This window comes from Flavobacterium sp. 245 (genome assembly GCF_004362055.1).
Classification (GTDB): domain Bacteria; phylum Bacteroidota; class Bacteroidia; order Flavobacteriales; family Flavobacteriaceae; genus Flavobacterium.
On sequence record NZ_SNXB01000006.1, the window covers coordinates 205,845 to 222,134 of the forward strand.

The window sequence follows — 16,290 nt, forward strand, 5'->3', positions numbered from 1 at the left end:
AACAATGCAGTTCTTGTGCAGAACTGCATTGCATTTAATGTTTATTAATTAACAGGGCGATAACGCAACTGTTGACAATTGTTGGCTTTCCCAAAAGCCTGTTGGCCACTTGCTTCACATAGAAATGGACTAGGCGTACTGTCACAACTTACAGGAACATCACAAGGCTTTGTAGCGCTGTTAATATATCCCACAATTGGCGGCTTTGATGCACTCTGCATCGAAGTGGTTAAAAAAGCGCCTGTAATTCCCATTATTGCAACAAGTGCAAATGGCATTGTCGATTTTAAAAATGTGGTTTTCATAATAATATGTATTAAGGTTATTTGATCTACTATTTTCTACAGGTGTTCGATCTTATTTCCTGGCACCGGCCGGTATATTTTTATTAATTATTTAGTGGAGTTCTATTAATCGGTTTGTATAGCATTTTTAAGGTTTTCTTTCAATTCGTACATCAAAACTTTTGTGCCAATTAAAACATAAAGATGCCTATCGGTTAAATACAAGGATTTAAGCTTGTCATCTCCTATCATAAATATTGGGAAACTCAGAACATAACTGTTCTTTGAAATGTCATAAACATCTATTATCGAAGCGTGTTTCCAGAGAGCAGGATCTTCATATTGACCTGGAATTTTCGATTCTATAAACAATAGATTATTATGAAGCGTACTAAGTGAATTAACAGTAAGTGGTGGTGCGGACATCTTACGTACAGTCTCATTTTTGAGATAGGATACCTTGATTTTTGCTCTTGAAAAAGTATCAATTGTTTTGCTGCGATGAGTTAAATTTCCATTATTATCTGTCACTATAATTTCATTACGATAAAAATAAACATAGACAGACCTTTTCATTTTTCTACTGTAATGTAGTATGCCATCGGTGTCGAAAATTCCGTCAATCTGCTTTTTCAGCAGATGTGGCTTATACTGAATTTTCCTGTCATTATTTGCAGTATAAATGCCGAGAATGTTGGCCGATTTTATCCCATTGTTGTTGCGGAAGATAAAAGATGATGTGTCAATGGGTTCCGCCGCCGTAAAATAAGGAAGCCCATTTAGTTTACTAGAAATCTTCCAGTCTTCAGTGCTGCCTGCTAATATGCTTGGAACACTACCATCCATTAAATAAAAATATTTTCCCCTAACTAAAATCTTGATGGAACGATAGTGAATTTTAGGATCACTATTTTCTATATTGTGTGTGTCCTGAAACTTGAAGGAGGTGTCAATCGATATGATCTGCAAAGGCGTTGTGTAATTTCCTAGATAAAGTTTATCTGGACTGCTTCCTGAGAAATAATAAGAATTATAAATTAAATCTTTGGAATGGACAAGCTGCACAGTTCGTTTGATATAGCGTCTGATAAATGGATTTTTGTGCTCCATGATTTCTTCCGAAGAGAGAAATAAAGCGATAATAAGTATTATACTTAATGATATGAAAATCGGAATAGATTTAATTGGTGAGAATCTATTACTTATTTTGTTTTTTTTAATTTGAGATTTATAACTCAGAAAGATTGCTAAGACCGCTAAACAGACAAAGAAAATATTAAAAACTAAATGAACATTCCAGCTCATTTTCTCTAAAATTCCGCCGCAGGAACAGGGAACGAAAGAACTGTAATGCAGGACAATATAAATATATGCCGTAAACATAGTCATCAGACACAGGCAGGCATACAGACCGTAATCGCGGAGTTTCGGAATAAAGAGCAGGCACGCAATTAAGAGCTCTAGAGTTGGAACAATCCATGATACAAAAGATGCATAAACACTCAGTAATGGAGACTGTCCAAGCTGCACTTGAAAATTATCAAAATCCAGTAATTTGCTCACAGCCGCGTATACAAATAGCATTACATACAGGAGGCAGATTATTTCTTTGGCAATAGTGCCTATGTTGCTGTTTAACTTCATGATTTCTGTAGGTATTTAAAACGATTGTTGGGACATTTCTGCAGGAATTCGAATTTATTTGATTAGGATAAATATTTAACTTAATAGAACTGATACAAAATTACAACAGCCTGTAATTTTGATTGTTACCTAAAACAAGCCGGTATTTTTCAAAAACAATCAATTGTGAGTTAAAAACAAAAGAAGCAGAATTTTTGATATAAAAGGGGCTAAAAAAAATGCCAATAAGATTTCTCTTTATTGGCATTAAGTGCAGTAAATTTTAAATCAGTTTATTTTCCGGATTGGTTTAGAGTCTGCAGCTTTTCACGAAGTTCTGCCAGACCTGCTTTTTGAAGGCACTCCTCTGCAAGTTGTTTTAAATCCGAAAGGTTTTCCTCAGGGATTGCAGAAACCAAAATAGCTGATTTTTCATCATCCTGCGCCGTCAGCCCACGTTCAATCACATGGTTTAGGAGCAGTACATTTTTGCGTGAAATTTTCAAATCAATCTTTACCGTCTCATTCATCCCAGGAATACTAAGTATAGTATCAAAAACCCTTGCTACATCATTTGTTGTCATCATAATTTTCACGTTTTTAAATTAATATTTATTAATACAAAAGTATAAATAGACTTTTTAATTATCATGGACATTATATGTCCATGATGGGCTGAATAGACGGAGCTTACTTAACTTCGTATAGTTTTAGAAACAATCCTTAGGTGTTTTCAAATACTGTTTCTATTGCGATTTGATTTAAGTGATCGGCAGAAATGCAGAAATTCTAAAATGATATTTAAAATAGCTTAAAGATTGCCACGTTCCTGCAATCGGCCAGATGTCCGGTTGTTAAACAACAGAATCTGGCTGCTCTTTACTCGGAACTCGTGAGCAGTGAAACTGAAAGAAGAAAAAGAGTTTGAAATTAATGAAAATGAGAGAAAATGGAAAAGAAAAATTCAAACAGAACGCGTATTGTAGGCCTTCGTTTTACGCCTGCAGAATATGCAAGAATTGAACGTAAATGGAAGGCTACAACCTGTCGCAAATTAAGTGAATATATTCGTAAATATTTGTTTGATAAACCCATCACAACCAATTACCGCAATCAGTCCCTGGATGAATTTATGTTCGAGATTATCAGACTCAGAGCTGAACTTAAGGCCTTGGGAAACAACTTTAATCAGGCAGTAAAAAAGCTGCATACACTGCAGCAGATTCCGGAATTTAAAACCTGGATTATCAATCATGAACTAGAGCGAAGGATACTTTTGAATAAGGTAGAAGAGATAAATAAATATATTGAGAAAATCTCCCGAAAATGGTTGCAGTAATTAAGACAGGAACTTCACTGCACAACATTTTCAACTATAATGAAAATAAGGTAAAACAAGGTGCAGCGGAGTGCATAGGCGAGGGGAATTATCCTCTTGAAGTGGATAAAATGAGCATCACAATGAAACTCAGCAGGCTGCTTAATCAAAATGCTTTAAATGAGAATGTAAATCGCAATAGCGTGCATATTTCACTGAATTTTGATCCCTCTGAAACCTTCTTAACCAACGAGAAATTAATGCAGATTGCAGATGCCTATATGCAGAAAATTGGTTTTGGAGAACAGCCTTATCTGGTATACCGCCACTATGATGCGGGACACCCGCATATTCATCTGGTGTCCATAAAGGTAAAGCAGGATGGAAGCAGGATTGATATGCACAATATTGGCAGGAACCAGTCTGAAACTGCGCGAAAAGAAATAGAGGAGATGTTCTCTTTAGTGGTCGCACAGGGGCGTAAAAATAATATAGATAAAGTTCTTAAACCTATCGATTTGCAGAAGATTTCATACGGAAAAATGCAGTCAAAAAAAGCGATTGCAGCAGTGCTTAATGGAGTGCTTTCAACCTATAAATATTCAAGTCTTTCTGAACTCAATGCTGTGCTGCAGCTCTACAATGTTTTTGCTGACAGGGGATCTGAAGACTCAAGGATTTTTAAAGCAGAAGGATTAGTGTACCGCATACTTGATAGTAATGGAAAACCAATTGGGGTTCCTATTAAAGCCAGTGACTTTTACAATAAGCCGACTCTGAAATTTTTAGAGCAAAAATTTATGTCCGCCGGCAGTGGAAGTGTATCGATGAAAAACAGGATAAAGAATGCCGTTGACCTGGCACTTCTTAATAAAAACATTTCATTTTCCGAGCTGGGAAAACTGCTCGAAAAAGAAGGGATTAATATTATTTCAAGAAAAAGTGCTGCCGGGATGATTTACGGTATCACCTATGTGGATCATACTACAAAATGTGTATTTAATGGAAGTGTTTTAGGCAGGCAGTACAGCGCAAAGGCAGTACAGGAACGCTGTAATTTAATGGGTAAAACTCTGCAGGGTTCCGATAAGGACATAAACATAAAATCCAAAGCTGAATTAATGGGAAGTATAGCGAATAAAGATTTATTTGAAATTAGTAAAACTTATGGTTTTGATACTGCTCTGTCTAAAGTTTTGGATGTATTGACCCGGATGGAATCCGCGCAGGCTTACCTGCCCAATCAGCTTAAAGCAAAACGCAGGAAGAAAAAAAGAAAAGGGCAGTCAGATAATCAATAAAAAAATCAATATCATGGGAATGCAGACAGGAGAAAATGAACAGGCACTGAGAAAGATATTGGATATGACAAGGCTCATAGGGATTACCATTCTGGTAATTCACTTTTACTATTATTGTTATTCAGCCTTCAAGCAGTGGCAGTTGGTAAGTGAGTTTACCGATAAAATTTTAGCAGGTATTTATCGTGCGGGACTATTTGATAATTTTCATAAATCGAAATTTTTTGCCCTCGGATTTCTCGTGATTTCGCTTCTTGGTGCAAAGGGTAGAAAAAATGAAAAACTTAATTACACAACTGCTTTTGTTTATTGTATTTGTGGAATGCTCATTTATTTCATAAGTTATTTTGCGCTTTTGTTATTTTCATTGCAGACACATAAAGCAATAGTTTATATTGTAATTACTTCAACTGGATTTCTTATAATGCTTTCAGGCGGGACACTGCTTTCTCGGATCATAAAAAACAAGCTGAACCAAAAGGATATTTTCAACAAGCTTAATGAGACTTTTCCGCAGGAAGAAAGACTGCTAGAGAATGAATATTCCATCAACCTGCCCGCCAGATATTATCTAAAGGATAAACTGCGAAGCAGCTGGATAAATATTATAAATCCTTTTCGGGCATTGTTGGTTCTGGGTACGCCGGGATCCGGAAAATCTTATTTTGTAATTCGTCATGTGATTACCCAGCATATTAAAAAAGGGTTCAGCATGTTTGTCTATGATTTCAAATACGATGATCTGTCAAAGATTGTCTATAATACTTTTGAAAATAATAAACACGCTTATAAAATCCTGCCCAAATGTTACTTTATAAATTTTGATAATATAATGCACAGGTGTAATCCGCTGGATCCTCAGAGCATGGAAGATATAACAGATGCCTCGGAATCTGCCCGGACTATTTTAATGGGCCTTAACAGGGAGTGGATTAAAAGGCAGGGGGACTTTTTTGTAGAGTCTCCAATCAATTTTTTATCGGCCGTTATCTGGTATCTCAGAAAGTATAAAGACGGTGAATTCTGTACTCTGCCTCATGTCATTGAACTCATGCAGATGGATTACGACAGTCTCTTTACCCTGCTTCGGACAGAGAAAGAAATTGAGGTCCTGATAAACCCTTTTATTAATGCGTACTTAAACGAGGCGACTGACCAACTTGAGGGACAAATTGCTACTGCGAAAATTGCGATGGCCAGGCTTTCTTCCCCGCAGTTATACTATGTTTTATCAGGAAATGATTTTACTCTGGACATCAATAATCCCGATGAGCCTAAGATTGTATGCATGGGAAACAACCCGCAGAAAATACAGATTTACGGGGCTGTTTTATCCCTATATGTAAACCGTCTTGTGAAACTTGTAAATAAAAAAGGGAAAATGAAATCCAGTCTTATTTTTGATGAATTCCCGACAATCTACCTCAACAATATGGACAGTCTTATCGCAACAGCCAGGAGCAACAAAGTAGCGGCTTGTTTAGGGATTCAGGACTTCAGCCAGCTTCGAAAAGATTACGGGCGCGAGCAGGCCGATGTAATTATGAATATTGTCGGGAATATTATAAGCGGGCAGGTTACAGGGGATACATCCAAACAATTATCAGAACGTTTCGGAAAAATTATGCAGGATAGGGAGAGTCTTTCCATTAACAGTGCAGACATATCTGTCAGCCGTTCAAAACAATTGGAATCGGCTGTACCCCCTTCAAAAATATCAGGACTCAGTTCTGGTGAATTTGTGGGTATGGTAGCAGATGATCCGGACTGTAAAATTGAGCTTAAAACTTTTCACAGTGAAATTATTAATGATCATCAAGCACTTAAAAAAGAAATGGAAAGCTACAAAGAGATCCCCCCGGTTCGTAAACTTGATAATGCCATGATCCAGCGGAATTATCTGCAGATAAAACAGGATGTTCAGGATATTATTCATTCGGAAATGGAACGCCTGTTGAACGATCCAGCGCTGGCTTATTTAGTATTAAAAAAATAGCAGAGGAATTAGGCTTAAAATTGAATAGGATGTCAAAGCAATTCAGATCCAAAGCCGGCAGCGATGAGATGCTGACTTATATTTTGCATGGGGATGTTCGTTAATATATACGCATTAGATTGAAGACCAGTATTATGGTTTTCGATCGTTTGCAGACTGGGACAGTTTTTATAAATGAAAAAATGATAAATTTGGAAATAAATGCGGTGTGATTTTGAATCATATATCCATAAACTTAACTGTCATTATTTCGACTATGCAGCATGCGATAGATATTAATGGAAAAAAGATTACTCCTGCTTATTCCGGCGAAAGGGCCGTTTGCGGCTTCTGCAAACAAGAAGTAATTGGAAAATGTGGAGAAATTTACATTTGGCATTGGCAGCATGTCCATAACGCAGATTGTGACTTATGGAAGGAAGGTGAAACCAAATGGCACCGGGATTGGAAAAATAAATTTCCATTAGACTGGCAGGAAACAATCATAGAAAAGAACAGCGAAAAACACATCGCTGATATTTTTACGCCAAATGGGATTGTAATAGAATTTCAAAATTCCATGATTTCTTCATCAATTATTGCCGAGCGGGAAAAATTTTATGAAAAAATGATTTGGGTTATAAATGCGCAGACTTTTAAAGATAATCTGATTACTGAAAATATATCAGATCAACAACTAGCAGAAATCGATCGCCGCTACTCAGCACAGCGAAGTCTGTTAAGTAAACACAATTCTTTTGGACTTCAGAATACAAAGAAAAAACAAAACGTCTTGACTACTGAAATCCAATCTAGGGAAGATGCCTTAAAAGGGTTAGAGTCTGTGACTGATCTTTTTAAAAGTTACAATAAAAATGCAGAAACATTTGCCGAGCAGATTATAATTACCTGGCAAAGCGAAAACTTATTTGTCGACCCATCTCTTATAGAGATTATCAGTGACGATGCAATTCCTGCTAAAAAGTCATTTTTTAGGTTGTTGAGGGACTTGAAACGCAACAAGCACTTCTTGAGTGCAGCCCTGGAAAATAGTGTAGAAATAGAGGAACTTTATAAGGAGCGTAATGAGATTCTGAATGAAATTGAAAATCTGAAACCAGCCCTAAAAGAGGAATTGAAATCTGTCGCCTCGCAGCATCTAAATCGGGAAGTCGAAATTGCCCAGCTTAAAAGAGAAATTTTGTTTTTGAAGTGGAAGAATACTGAAAATGATAAGGAATTAGAAGAGTTAAAAATCTCAATCGACAATTATATCAAAACAAATTTAAAAAAAATAGAAGCTGACTTTGATGAAGAAAGAAATAAAATTCTTAAAGATAAAAACAAACTGACCCTATCCTGGAAACGCGAAAGGAAAAGTTGGGGTTCAGCTGCCGCGCCAATTTTCTTCGACATAGGGGATGGTTATTTGCTGTACAAACATCCCAATAATAAAGCAAGCAGAGTAAAAGTTTGTGATTTTATGAGTAAATATAACCCCGGGGAAAGATAGTCTAATCGATAATAAAAAATTAATAAAGCCCTGATAAGATTCTTATTGTTTTCTCAACGTAATGGGTCTGATCTAGGGCTGAGTTTTTTAGACAGCCATTTGTTACTGCCGGACTTTCTATTCAGTACAGCCGATATAAATAAAAGGTGAACTATTTGGTTCACCTTTTTTATGAATTTTTTCCGTGATTTTCCCTTACAGCAAGTTTTTACAGTGTTGATTTTTTATACTAATACTGTTCATTATAAGTAATCAAATTGAAAAAAAACTATAAAGATATTCTAAAAAAAAACTTGAGTTTTTATGGTAATTTGAAAGCAGCACTCATTGGAAAGATGCTGTGAGGCATTAATCGATGAATAAAATTTTGTTCTGGTCAATTATCTTTAAGACCTGTGTAATCTGGTAGGGTTTTGACTTATGGCTGTAATGCACCTCCTTGACTTCATTCCTAAGCCTGTTCAGATGAAACAAATCAATGTTTTGTTCCTTCAGCGACTGTACATTTATGCCGTCCAAGAGTTCCAGTACCTTTATGCAGGTTTTCTCATCATTGACTTTGCAGATATTGACAATAGTCTCCAGAGATATTCTCAAAGGGGAATAATGGTCGCCAAATAGATCTCCGGTAGCGGGCGATGAAAGGCAGAGTTCAAAAACAGCAGCCAGCATTTCCAGCGCCTCGGGATTGCTGAAATTCTGCCATTCATCTTTATGAAAAGCAAATTCCCCTTTTGCATTCCGGTCAGCCTGGTCTTTTAACAGTTCATAATATCTGGTAAAGCCATACTTGTAATTCAGTCCGATCAGCTTTCTTACCAGTTCTTTTTCCGTATAGATATCCTGTGCCAGCAGGCTTGAATAGTTTTCGATCAGAAAGCCGCGGGCAGTATCATCATGCCCTGTCTTTTTTAGGATTGATATGATGCAGTCGTAAAGAAAGCGATTGGTTTCTCTTTTGTTCTCTGCATTATATTCCAAAAATTCTTTCAGCGTATCCAGATCGCTGGTGAAATAATCCTGAAGGATTTCCCCTGCATAATAGTAGTGGCCGTCGTCGAGGAAAGCATAGATCTTTGATTTTAAATCCAGGCCGGATACATCAATTTCAATATCGTTCAGCTGGCAGTATTTCAAGTGCTGGCAGAAGTTTGATGCTGAAAGCACTGCGTTTGACAGATTGTGCAGAATTCGGCCATGGACTTTTTCGATCGGCACAATTCCATCCAGAAAGTCGGTCTCGATGCCTTTTTCATGGGAATAGATCCAGAGCATATCCAATAGCAGTTCCTCGTCCAGAGGAAAACGGAAAAACTTTTGAAATTTATGAATGGCTTCAAAGACAGCGTAATCGTGGCTGTAATTGTAATTGCGATCTGCAGTTCCCTTGATCAGATGCTGCGAGTAATATTCTTTAGTTAAAGGGGTATTCTCTGTACACCAATTTTGTATGTACAGTTTCTGATCTTCCGAAATCTTGATTTTGTTGTTTTTTTTCTCCTCAGGAAGACTGTCTAGTATATCCTGTATGAGGTTTGCTTTAGCCATCTTTATTGCTCTGCATACGCCTGCCTTGCTGAGTTTTGCCGTTCCTGAGTAATTGTCTCTCAGTATTTCATACAAAAGCTGTTTGGCATTGCCGGTGACTTTTTTCTGCAGTTCAAAATCCTTATAGTAGCGGTGATAGAACTTGTCAATGTCCTTATAATTTAATGCTGTTTTGCCCATATACTCATAAAGAATGAAAATCTGCCTTTCAATTTCTGCATTGTCAAAAAGAACATTAAAATCTTTTTGATCCTTTGTGCGCCAGTATTCACTATTTTCATTAAGCTGTTCGTGAGTGCATTTGTCTTTGAAGATATATTGGGTACGCGATTCTATATAATCTTCAAGTTTCTTGCTCAGATCAAAATCCTTGTGGCTGAGTACATTTCTAAACTGATGTAGGAATTCCTCATTAACGGATCCGCAGAGGTATTTTTGAAGCACTTTTTCAAAATCATCCTCGCTTATCACTTCTGCCAGGAAATGCCTGTCGCCGGAGTTTCCATCAACCGAGTCGAGCACTAGATCAAATAACGGGGTCTGGATGCCGCACGATTCAGCTGTTTCAAGAAGCAGATCATCATCATAACGATTTGACTGGTTGTGTATTACCGCGTTTGAAATGATCTTGATCAGATTTGTATTGTACTGCTTATTGGATTTGAAAAAGGAATTGGCATATGCCCAAAACTCTTTTTTCAGACAGTCCTTGAATTGATGGCTGTTGAGTTTCTCAATTGAGAAGGCATAAATTTTAACCAGTACCGGACCGTTGTCGATTCTGGTGAACAGGCTCAGGATATTGTCCTTGGTTGAAATAAGGGATCGTGATTTTGCCTTTGAATTCCATGGCTTGGTGCCGATTGCCTTGTCAAGGATTTCCAGAAAATAGTCAATGTTCTCAACAGCAGATGCCACAGGAGTGCTGGAGATTATCGAATAGATGATTTCCTTTTCATCCCTGTTTTTAAGCATTGTTATGATCTGGTTGAAAAATACGGTATCCTCATTGATGCGCAGGCTTTTGGTAAGCATTATGGCATCCTCCACCAGATAGACATAATCGTCTTCTGCGGAATCGTTCTCTTTTATGATTGCTTTGGCCAGTGTTTTTATGGGTTCAAGATATGAAGAGGAAATGCTCATGTATGACAAAAGCTTTAAGGCAGACATTCTGGCTCTTCTGTGGATAGCTGTGTCTGCTGCCTGGCGCATCAGATATTCTATATTGGCATCGCATTGGCTGAATAATGCTGTGCTTTTAAGATCCGCAATCCAGAGATTATCGTCAACGCAGTTCTTGACAAAATAGTCTTGGAACGCCCTGCTTTTTGTTTTATCGGTAATCCGATCTGAATCGGCATTGAAAAGAAGTTCGAAATCATTATCAAGCAGCCATCCGATCAGCGCATTGTAAAGGCTTTCATCCGTGATTAGGTTCAATAGGAACGTTACCACGTTATGCCAGGTAGGATGTACCTTGTCCGTATCCGTGTCAATTTTTATTATTTGTATGATTTCTTCAAAGTCCAGTTCCGAGAGAATGCTGGCAACAAAATATTCCTGGATATTTTTAAGTACAAAACTCCAGCTTCCTGTCATGTTTTCTTCTAAAAAGGAGTTTTTGGCAAGCCCTATTTCATCAATCTGCGCTACCCGTTTAATTTCTGCAGCAGTCAGGAATGGCTTCTGCATCGCTTCCAGCGCAAATGCAATTTTCTGGGTGCAGCTTATGATGCGTTCACGGTCAAAGTTGATGTCGTTTTGGAATTTATCCGACTTGTCTTCATCCAGTCGTGAATTGACGAATTCCCGTATCAGCATCGCTTTGCTGGTAAGGATCTTTTTATGGGTCTTGTAATAAATGCCGATCAAATCCAGATAAAAAGGATTTTCGAGGATTTCCCTGTTTTTGTAGATGTCGAATGTTTTGTGCTCCTGAAGATCCAGCCCGTATTTTGCTTCAAGGAAACCAAGAGCGCTGGAAACGCCTACTTCGTTTAGAAAGTAGATATCAAGGCCTTTGATGTCCTTGATGTATTTTCTGTAGATATTGGTTCTGCAGCTTATGATGAATTGGATGCTACCATTTTCTGATGATTCACTGTTCTGGACAATAAATTCCCTAAGCTTGCTGCTGAAGTCGATGATATTTTCGATTTCATCCACACCATCGAAAATAACTGCCAGCTTTGGGATGCGCCTGAAATCTGGCGGCAGAAAATCTTCAATCCTGCACAGCGGAGTAAAATTCTTTAATGATTTGAATACCGGAATTATCTCTGTGTTCTCTCGCGTACTCCAAAGACGGGCTGCCAGCTGACGAAGTTCCGACGTTTTTCCGTAACCGGGATTGCCCAGTAAAATAATTCCTTTTTTATTTTCCTGGATCTCGGAAAGCAGCGTTTTGCTGTTGGAAGAAGCGCGGTAATAGTCGTATTCCCTCTCCTGTTTTTTCCTTAAGGTTCTTTCGATATGAAAAGGGGCTGTCTCAATGCCCTGAATATACTTCTGCTTGTCGGATTCATCTATTACGATCTTCTGCAGATTTCTGCTTGAGAAGATGTATTTGTCAAATTGATTCAAGATTTCTTCTCTTTCGGCTTTAGAGAGAACTGACGGCTCTGTGCCATATGCCTTTTTGTAAATTTCAGGATAAAGGGAAAAATATTTCTTCACATCTGTTTCCGGAGTTAAAAATGCGACACGGAAATGCCTGTTGGCAAGGTTTTCCAAAAAAGGATTGTTTTTGGTTTCCTCAAAAATATTGGTAAAGTTTTTTCTTGGCGAGATGAAAAGTGCCAGATCGATCTTTTCATGAGCCGATGCAAGCTGCGGCAGTTTGATCATTGCGTCGGTATAATTCAGCTCCGTTGTATAGTCCTTGCATTCGCTGTATATCAATCGGCTTATATATTTCTCATTCACGATCTCAACTGCATTGTCGTAGCCGTACTGTGTGCCTGATAATTGGATTCTTTTACGGACAACCGCAAATTTTAATTCCTTGAAAATCTTGTCAAGGAACTCCAGTGCAAGGATTTCTAAATCTCCTCCTTTTTTTGACATGGAAAACAAATTTTAAATGTATCACAAATATAGATTATATCATGCCAATCTTACTGTGCATTTTGTTTTCCTTTTTTGAATCCTGGCTGGAGGAAATAGGATAGTCTTATGAGTTTTCATTCGAAACGGACTAAAAGGGCAGCCAAGATAGCGTGCGCCGGATCCTGCAGGCGCATAACGGCCTTGCCGCCCTTCGGGACTTATAGCCCTCCGTATCCTTAAGCGCCCACTTGATTCTTGCTTTCTTTTTTTCCGTTTTTTCTTTTGAAAACATTTTTTGCGGAGCAGGCGGGAAGAAACAGTAATAATCTAAAATTTTTAAATCATGGAAATTACAGGACGCTTAACCAGAGATGCTGTTGTTGCTAAAACAGCAAAAGACAGACAGGTTGTTAACTTCTCCATTGCAGTTAATGACACTTACAAAACCAAGGACAGTACTGAGGTAAAAAAAATAGTCACTTTTATTGACTGCTCGTACTGGCTCAGTGCAGGTATAGCCCAGTGGCTCAAAAAAGGCACAATGGTGGAACTATTCGGAAGAATCGGTGTGAACTCTTATCTCAGCAGTGAGGGTAAAGCCGCAGGCAGTCTCACGTTTCATACCAGTAATATTAAAATACTGATTTTCGCATCAGACACTCAGCCTGTACAGTCGGGTAATTTTTCTGCCAAGGAGAATAAAAAAGAAGAACCTGACGATCTGCCTTTTTAATGTTCGGATGATAAATGTATAAGCCTAATGAAATGAGTTATGAAAGCCTTACAAAAATCAATATACGCCGATTATGATGTGCGCCTTGCGTTCAATAAAATTATTCTTTCCGATTTGGAATCGTATGGAGGAACTAAAAAAGAACAGCTTAAATATTTCCTTGAAGACCTGCAGAGAATCGGGTGCATCAGCGGTATGATCTCCGAATTTATATATCATGCGGATTGTAAAAAGTTCTACATCCAGCATCTTGAAGATTTGGAAAACATCAGGGAAGAAATCGAAGATTCGCTTGGAGAAGCTGTAAAGAACAGACACCGCCTGCCTCACTACACTTTTATGTGCTGGCTGTGTTTCGAAGAATACTGTTTTGATATCTACAGAAGCAGTTTTGAATAACAATTACTGTTCAATCTTAAATCAACTTTTATGAAAGCTTCAGACAAATTTAAAACCGTTATAGAAAATTATCTCAATGAAACTGCGCAGAGCGACATAGTTTTTGCGCAGAACTTAAGTAAAGCATCTAAAAACTTGGAGAGTTGTTTCAACTACATTTTTTGGGAGGTAAAAAAGACTGGATTCTGCGCCTTTGACAATCAGGAAATATTTGACATGGCGGTCAAATATTATGCAGATGACAGCATTGATCAGCCTCAGCCTGTACAATGCAGGGTTGTGGTAAATCAGCCTGAAAAAGCTGATTTGTTTAGCTCTGCTTCCGAAGTTCCTCAAAACAGCATCGTTCCAAAAACGGAATTTCCTGCTTTAAAACCCGCATCAAAAACCTTAACACTCTTTGACCTATGATACCTAAAACCATCATCGAAAAGCAGATTACAGCTTTGAGCGATTCGCTTAAACCTATAACGGAAAAAATGCAGGGGAGGGCAGAAAGAGACATTTTTCTGAAATGGGCTGTGCTCTCAAGGGGAAAATTTCATTGTTTGGAATGCGCCCACACATGGAAACCTGATGTGCAGAAAGCATCCTGCAAAAATTATATGAACTGCACAGCATGCAGGGGAAAACTCAAAATACAGCAGTACAATCAGGTGCATTTCAAAGAAATAGAGTATTGGGCTGTTCTGAATGTATGCGCAGGATTTCAGGTGGTACGTATTATCTGCTCGCACAAAAACATGAAAAAGAACTGCATGCCGACTTACTTCCATAAGGAAGTCATGCAGCACTGGATAAATTCAAAAGGGGAGGTGCGTACGCTTTCGCTCGGCACCAACGTTTTTTCAAATACTTATGATGCCTGGAAATATTACTCGCCCCTTGAAATCCGTCCCAAAAATTTTGAGGATTCTCCCAAATACCGCATTAATCCTTATAAGGTTTATGCAGGTGCGCAGGTGCTTGATGTCCTGAAAAGAAACGGTTTCAAAGGCAGTTTTTACACCATTGCACCGCAGGTGCTTTTTACGGCTCTTTTGAAAGATTCTTATGCTGAGACGCTCCTTAAAACAGGACACACAGATTTTTTGAAGCATTATCTGCTGTCGCGCGCGCAGTACATCAGGGAGAACTGGCAGGCAGTTAAAACGTGTTTTAAAAACAATTATAAGGTCTCTTTTTTTACGCTTTGGGAAGATTACATCTCACTGCTCAGATGGTTTAAAATGGATTTAAGCATTCCTGCTAACGTGTGCCCAGAAAATCTGGTTCAGGAACACGACAGACTTGTTGAGAGAAAACGTAAAGTTCAGAGACGTCTTAAAATAAAGGAACTACGTTCTGAAATACAGCAGGCGCAGATAGTTTATGAAGAACAGAAAAAACAGTTTTTCGGATTGGAGTTCACAAAGGAAAATCTCAGCATAAGTGTCATGGAAAGCGTGCAGGATTTTCTCGAAGAGGGTGATATGCTCCGACACTGCGTATTTACTAACGAATATCATAAAAAGGAAAGCTCCCTTATTCTTTCAGCTAAATTTGAAAACAAGCCTGTGGAGACCATAGAGGTTGCACTTCCATCACTTGAAGTTGTGCAGTGCAGGGGAACTAAAAACAAGGTTTCCCCGCACCACAAACAGATTCTAAAACTTTTGAATCAGAACCTCTATCAGATTAAAAAGAGGATAAAAAACAAAAAAGCAGTCCGAGCCGAAATTTAGTTTTCGGCTTTTTTTATGTGAAATTTCGGCGAGCAGACACTAGAAGGTGGGGATATTGCCTCAGGGGTTCAGGCTTAATTTCAGAACAAAGTTCGGGAAGGAAAGTCGGTTCGCCGAAAAAAATTCCCCCATAAATGCAGGTGAAAAACCTGCTTTATTGCGTTGCTTTTTTCGCTCGCTTTCTCATTCCCGGCTGAGGTTCCATAATTAATCTTAAAACTTTAGAAATCATGGAAACTTTAAAAACACTTCAGAACTGGAATCAGGTAGCAGAAATTGAATTGATCTACAAAACAAAAGTAAAAGCATCAGAAAGACCTTTTATAAATTCTTCGAAAACGGCTTACCAGCTGGCGCTCCAGTCCTGGAATTCTGATACAATAGAATTTTTCGAGCAGTTTAAAATCATGCTTTTAAATCAGTCCAATAAAGTGCTTGGCATTTACGAAGTATCTTCTGGAGGGATTTCAGGCACTGTGGTTGACCTCAGACTAATATTTGCAGCAGCACTGAAAGCAAATGCGGTATCGCTGATTATGATTCATAACCATCCTTCAGGACAGATTAAACCTTCTGAAGCTGATAAACAGATAACCAGAAAAGTAAAGGAAGCCGGCGGAATACTTGATATTGCACTGCTGGATCATTTGATCATTACTCCTGAAACTTATTATTCCTTTGCAGATGAAGGAGCTTTTTAGCTCCTTCAAGTTTATTAAAAACCTAGAATATTAGTCTTTGTCAAGACATTATTATTAATCATAATTTTCAAAGACATTTATTAAAAATTAAATTAGAACTATAATAGTTACTTTATTTAA

At 38.0% G+C, this 16,290-nt stretch carries 13 protein-coding genes; 9 read left to right on the forward strand and 4 right to left on the reverse strand.

The annotated features are described in order from the left end of the window. Nucleotides 1–44: 44 nt before the first annotated feature. The 3 genes from EV145_RS13870 to EV145_RS13880 all read right to left on the reverse strand — a co-directional run bounded on the left by EV145_RS13870 (nt 45) and on the right by EV145_RS13880 (nt 2,494). Complete coding sequence (locus tag EV145_RS13870; protein ID WP_133525796.1) at nt 45–305, reverse strand: hypothetical protein; 261 nt, start codon at nt 303–305, stop codon at nt 45–47. 105 nt (nt 306–410) lie between these two features. Beyond that, nucleotides 411–1,928 (reverse strand): MauE/DoxX family redox-associated membrane protein, encoded by a 1,518-nt coding sequence (locus EV145_RS13875; protein WP_133525797.1) that lies wholly within the window; start codon nt 1,926–1,928, stop codon nt 411–413. Between the two features lie 272 nt (nt 1,929–2,200). Further along, entirely contained in the window at nt 2,201–2,494 is a 294-nt protein-coding gene (locus tag EV145_RS13880) for a hypothetical protein (RefSeq protein WP_133525798.1), read from the reverse strand. 362 nt (nt 2,495–2,856) lie between these two features. On the opposite strand from EV145_RS13880, the gene EV145_RS13885 reads away from it, so the two are divergent. The 4 genes from EV145_RS13885 (at nt 2,857) to EV145_RS13900 (ending at nt 8,014) form a co-directional block, all read left to right on the forward strand. Further along, a complete protein-coding gene (locus tag EV145_RS13885) occupies nt 2,857–3,246 on the forward strand; it encodes a plasmid mobilization protein (protein WP_133525799.1) in 390 nt (129 codons plus the stop codon). Further along, nucleotides 3,234–4,526: a relaxase/mobilization nuclease domain-containing protein gene (locus tag EV145_RS13890; protein WP_133525800.1), complete on the forward strand. Its 1,293-nt coding sequence runs from the start codon at nt 3,234–3,236 to the stop codon at nt 4,524–4,526. Before EV145_RS13885 ends, EV145_RS13890 begins: the two co-directional genes overlap by 13 nt. 19 nt (nt 4,527–4,545) lie before the next feature. Further along, nucleotides 4,546–6,522 carry a conjugal transfer protein MobC gene (mobC, locus tag EV145_RS13895; protein WP_133525883.1) on the forward strand — a complete coding sequence of 659 codons (1,977 nt, stop codon included), beginning with the start codon at nt 4,546–4,548 and terminating at the stop codon, nt 6,520–6,522. 214 nt (nt 6,523–6,736) lie between these two features. Beyond that, nucleotides 6,737–8,014 carry a competence protein CoiA family protein gene (locus tag EV145_RS13900; RefSeq protein ID WP_133525801.1) on the forward strand — a complete coding sequence of 426 codons (1,278 nt, stop codon included), beginning with the start codon at nt 6,737–6,739 and terminating at the stop codon, nt 8,012–8,014. A 348-nt stretch (nt 8,015–8,362) separates the two neighbouring features. On the opposite strand, the gene EV145_RS13905 is transcribed toward EV145_RS13900, so the two are convergent. After that, nucleotides 8,363–12,631, reverse strand: coding sequence for an NACHT domain-containing protein (locus tag EV145_RS13905; RefSeq protein WP_133525802.1), 4,269 nt, complete (start codon nt 12,629–12,631; stop codon nt 8,363–8,365). 325 nt (nt 12,632–12,956) lie between these two features. Here EV145_RS13905 and EV145_RS13910 point away from each other — a divergent pair, with 325 nt between their 5' ends. The 5 genes from EV145_RS13910 to EV145_RS13930 all read left to right on the forward strand — a co-directional run bounded on the left by EV145_RS13910 (nt 12,957) and on the right by EV145_RS13930 (nt 16,170). Continuing rightward, nucleotides 12,957–13,346, forward strand: coding sequence for a single-stranded DNA-binding protein (locus EV145_RS13910; RefSeq protein ID WP_133525803.1), 390 nt, complete (start codon nt 12,957–12,959; stop codon nt 13,344–13,346). A gap of 39 nt (nt 13,347–13,385) precedes the next feature. After that, entirely contained in the window at nt 13,386–13,745 is a 360-nt protein-coding gene (locus EV145_RS13915; RefSeq protein ID WP_133525804.1) for a hypothetical protein, read from the forward strand. 30 nt (nt 13,746–13,775) lie between these two features. After that, the gene (locus tag EV145_RS13920) at nt 13,776–14,156 is read left to right on the forward strand and encodes a PcfK-like family protein (RefSeq protein ID WP_133525805.1); all 381 of its coding nucleotides are present in this window, start codon (nt 13,776–13,778) and stop codon (nt 14,154–14,156) included. Beyond that, complete coding sequence (locus EV145_RS13925) at nt 14,153–15,469, forward strand: PcfJ domain-containing protein (protein WP_133525806.1); 1,317 nt, start codon at nt 14,153–14,155, stop codon at nt 15,467–15,469. The genes EV145_RS13920 and EV145_RS13925 overlap by 4 nt, the downstream gene beginning before the upstream one ends. Nucleotides 15,470–15,699: 230 nt before the next feature. Beyond that, nucleotides 15,700–16,170 (forward strand): JAB domain-containing protein, encoded by a 471-nt coding sequence (locus tag EV145_RS13930; protein ID WP_133525807.1) that lies wholly within the window; start codon nt 15,700–15,702, stop codon nt 16,168–16,170. Nucleotides 16,171–16,290 lie beyond the last annotated feature (120 nt).

Bases quoted from the DNA above. Each gene is read 5' to 3' on its own strand.
- EV145_RS13870 (WP_133525796.1), bottom strand. From the start codon at position 305: ATGAAAACCACATTTTTAAAATCGACAATGCCATTTGCACTTGTTGCA.
- EV145_RS13875 (WP_133525797.1), bottom strand. From the start codon at position 1,928: ATGAAGTTAAACAGCAACATAGGCACTATTGCCAAAGAAATAATCTGC.
- EV145_RS13880 (WP_133525798.1), bottom strand. From the start codon at position 2,494: ATGATGACAACAAATGATGTAGCAAGGGTTTTTGATACTATACTTAGT.
- EV145_RS13885 (WP_133525799.1), top strand. From the start codon at position 2,857: ATGGAAAAGAAAAATTCAAACAGAACGCGTATTGTAGGCCTTCGTTTT.
- EV145_RS13890 (WP_133525800.1), top strand. From the start codon at position 3,234: ATGGTTGCAGTAATTAAGACAGGAACTTCACTGCACAACATTTTCAAC.
- mobC (WP_133525883.1), top strand. From the start codon at position 4,546: ATGCAGACAGGAGAAAATGAACAGGCACTGAGAAAGATATTGGATATG.
- EV145_RS13905 (WP_133525802.1), bottom strand. From the start codon at position 12,631: ATGTCAAAAAAAGGAGGAGATTTAGAAATCCTTGCACTGGAGTTCCTT.
- EV145_RS13910 (WP_133525803.1), top strand. From the start codon at position 12,957: ATGGAAATTACAGGACGCTTAACCAGAGATGCTGTTGTTGCTAAAACA.
- EV145_RS13915 (WP_133525804.1), top strand. From the start codon at position 13,386: ATGAAAGCCTTACAAAAATCAATATACGCCGATTATGATGTGCGCCTT.
- EV145_RS13920 (WP_133525805.1), top strand. From the start codon at position 13,776: ATGAAAGCTTCAGACAAATTTAAAACCGTTATAGAAAATTATCTCAAT.
- EV145_RS13925 (WP_133525806.1), top strand. From the start codon at position 14,153: ATGATACCTAAAACCATCATCGAAAAGCAGATTACAGCTTTGAGCGAT.
- EV145_RS13930 (WP_133525807.1), top strand. From the start codon at position 15,700: ATGGAAACTTTAAAAACACTTCAGAACTGGAATCAGGTAGCAGAAATT.